This is a genomic window from Salinimicrobium oceani (genome assembly GCF_012037645.1).
On the sequence record NZ_JAAVJR010001302.1, the window covers coordinates 1 to 330 of the forward strand.

At 34.5% G+C, this 330-nt stretch carries 1 pseudogene; it reads right to left on the reverse strand.

What is annotated here, in order from left to right:
* Positions 1 to 248, reverse strand: a pseudogene (locus tag HC175_RS21930) (VapE domain-containing protein); the annotation flags it as partial.
* Positions 249 to 330: the final 82 nt, after the last annotated feature.

Genomic DNA, 330 nt, shown 5'->3' on the forward strand with positions numbered 1-330 from the left:
TTGGACCTGAGGAAAATTTCAAGTTTGGCAGGAGTAACTTCTATGTTAGATTGTGCTAGTTCAATCAGGAAAGAATTCACATCCAGAATTTCCCATTCATTTTGATCTTTTAAAGAAATTTGAAAGTCATGTCCCAGTTCATCATACCTGATATCATACTTGCTATCAGTGTATTCAAAGATGAAGTCATAGACCGTTTTTTTCTTCTGTTCTTTCACCCCATAAAGCTTTTCATGTTTACCCGGCATAGCTCAAATCGTCAGTAGGTTCTACAAAAAACTTTTCTTATTCCTGAAGGCATAATCAATAGCTTCAATCTTTATTTCTCTT